2 protein-coding genes and 1 pseudogene are annotated in these 2,583 nt (G+C 62.0%); 1 reads left to right on the forward strand and 2 read right to left on the reverse strand.

The window, feature by feature from the left end; translation table 11 throughout:
* The first annotated feature begins 92 nt into the window (after positions 1-92).
* Complete coding sequence (locus ABYB95_RS21280) at positions 93-1,202, forward strand: IS5 family transposase (RefSeq protein ID WP_372661627.1); 1,110 nt, start codon at positions 93-95, stop codon at positions 1,200-1,202.
* A gap of 134 nt (positions 1,203-1,336) precedes the next feature.
* Here the strand turns inward: ABYB95_RS21280 and ABYB95_RS21285 are convergent, their stop codons facing one another.
* The gene (locus ABYB95_RS21285; RefSeq protein WP_372661629.1) at positions 1,337-2,227 is read right to left on the reverse strand and encodes an IS481 family transposase; all 891 of its coding nucleotides are present in this window, start codon (positions 2,225-2,227) and stop codon (positions 1,337-1,339) included.
* A gap of 70 nt (positions 2,228-2,297) precedes the next feature.
* Positions 2,298-2,583 (reverse strand): annotated as a pseudogene (locus tag ABYB95_RS21290) (transcriptional regulator ArgP); the annotation flags it as partial.

The following is a 2,583-nucleotide window of genomic DNA, read 5'->3' on the forward strand; positions in this document are numbered from 1 at the left end:
CAGGCTGCTGAAATACCTCATAGGCAAGTCGCTCGAAACGGTGTGTCGTGGCACAGTAGGGGCACATCCCGTCACCTCGAAACGACTCCCTCATGCGCGGCGCTGACACCTACACCGAAGGCCTGTTCACCCTCAAGAAGCTCGACGACTTCGTGCCAGGGAATCACCCGTTGCGAGTCATCCGCACGATGGTCAACAAGGCGCTGGCCGAGATGGGCGGGCTGTTCGCCCGGATGTATGAAGACGACGTCAAGGGCGGACGTCCCAGCATCGCACCCGAGAAGCTGTTGCGCGCCATGCTGCTGCAAGTGCTGTACTCCGTTCGTTCCGAGAGGCAGTTGATGGAGCAGACGCAATACAACCTGCTGTTTCGATGGTTCATTGGTCTGTCGATGGACGATGCAACCTGGGTACCCACGGTGTTCAGCAAGAACCGCCAGCGCTTGATCGAACACGAAGCGGTGGTGGTCTTCTTCAACGAGGTGCTCAAACAGGCCGACAAGAAGAAGTGGCTGTCCAAGGAGCACTTCAGCGTGGACGGCACCTTGATCCAGGCCTGGGCTGGGCACAAGAGCTTCGTGCCCAAGGACGGTGGTGACGATGCTGATGGCGGTGGCGGTGGCGGTGGCGGTGACTTCCGAGGCAAACCCCGCAGCAACGAGACACACGAATCGAGTACCGACCCCGACAGCAGGCTGTACCGCAAAGGCAAGACCGCCAGCGAGCTGCGCTTCATGGGACACACGTTGATGGAGAACCGCAACGGTCTGGTGGTGGGCGCGATGGTCACGCAAGCCGATGGCTACGCCGAGCGCGAAGCGGCCAAGCTGATGATCGGCGATGCGCGCGCGGCCAACCCCGAAGGCGAAATCACCTTGGGTGCGGACAAGGGCTACGACGCGGCCGAGTTCATCAAGGCCTTGCAAGACATCAAGGTCGCGCCGCATGTCGCGCAAAACAAGGCGGGCAGATCATCGGCCGTGCCCGATGAGCTCGCCACCAGCGAGGGCTACGCCATCTCACAACAAAAGCGCAAACGCATCGAACAAGGCTTTGGCTGGGGCAAGTTCATCGGCCCGATTCGCCAAGTGATGGTACGTGGCATTAAGAGCGTCGGCCAAGTCTTCGTGATGACCATGGCGGCGTACAACCTGGTGCGCATGCGCACCTTGGGACAAGTCCGTCTGCAGGGGGCGCAATGAGCGTCAAATACGGGGAAAAGGCCCTTCAAACACGTAAAACATCCCCTTGGATGACGCTTTGCGCGACCGCGACACACCCAATCGACCGAAACTGCCTCATTGCACTGATGGGGGTGGCTTCAGCGTGGGGTATTTCAGCAGCCTGCTAGGGCCGAGTGAGGCCTGCGGGTGTTGTAGTAAGTCAAGAAGGATGGCAGCCAGGCGGTGCGCTCGGTGCTGTGGCTCCAGGTTCTGCCGTAGGCCCATTCGCGCAGGCAAGTCTGGATGAATCGCTCCGCCTTGCCATTGGTCTGCGGGTGGTAGGGCTTGGTGAAGCAGTGCTTGATACCCAACGCCTGACAGGTCTTGGCGAACAGACGCGAGCGGTAGGCCGAGCCGTTGTCGGTCAGCAGGCGCTCGATGCGCACGCCCAGCGCGGCATAGTGGGCAACGGCGGCTTGCAGGAAGTCCACCGCCGAGCCCTTGCGCTCATCGGCATGCATCTGCACGAAGCCCACCCGACTGTGGTCATCGATGGCCACGTGGGCGAACTCCCAGCCGGCGCCATCGACGGAGTCGCGGCGGTTGCCGGTGACACGGTGGCTGGGTCGCTCGATGCGCCCGAGCTTCTTGGTGTCCATGTGCAGCATGGCCCCGGGAGTATCGTGTTCGTAGCGAAAAACGGGCGCAGCGGGCTGCAGCGCCTTCAGGCTGGAGAGGCCAAGCTTGGCCAACCAGCGACTGATGGTGGCCACGCTGCGCCCGACCACCGCAGCGATGCGGCGCATGGGCATACGGCTGCGCCGCAACTGCTCGATGCGCTGGCCGAGTGCCTCATCAATGGTGCTGCGTGTCTTGGCGGGGCGTGAGCTGCAGTCCATGAGGCCATCGACTCCGCCCACTTCGAAGCGACGGCGCCACTTACGGGCGGTCCGCACGCTGATGCCAGCGGCCTCGGCCGCTGGCATCAGCCCCAGGACGGCAATGCGCTCGATGAGCAATTTGCGTCCTTCAAACGTCAATCTGGCAGTCTTGTGGCTGTTCATCCGGCGGGTTTCCTCTGTGAGTGCTGAAGCGTGGTAACTCCAGTCTCCCAGATGCCGTCGGGTGAACAACCTATTGCAACATCACAACTAGGGCCACCAACTGACCCATGAGCAACTCCCTGAGCACTTCAGGAAACCAGGTGGCCAGGGAGTCGGCATTCACCGCAATGGCCAGGGACACGGGCGCGTGTGGTTTGGCGGTTGGCCCAAGTTCTTGGAGTGCCGATCCTTCAAGGATAGGCAGCGCCTTCACATGGCGCAGCAGCACCTCACCGGCATGCTTGGCCGCTACCGGCCGTTCGCGCTTGACCAGTACCGTGGACAGCGATTCTTCCAGCGCCTTGATGCGTTGGGAG

This window comes from Hydrogenophaga sp. (assembly GCF_041633695.1).
In the GTDB taxonomy this organism is placed as follows: Bacteria; Pseudomonadota; Gammaproteobacteria; order Burkholderiales; family Burkholderiaceae_C; genus Hydrogenophaga.

Bases quoted from the DNA above. Each gene is read 5' to 3' on its own strand.
- ABYB95_RS21280 (WP_372661627.1), top strand. From the start codon at position 93: ATGCGCGGCGCTGACACCTACACCGAAGGCCTGTTCACCCTCAAGAAG.
- ABYB95_RS21285 (WP_372661629.1), bottom strand. From the start codon at position 2,227: ATGAACAGCCACAAGACTGCCAGATTGACGTTTGAAGGACGCAAATTG.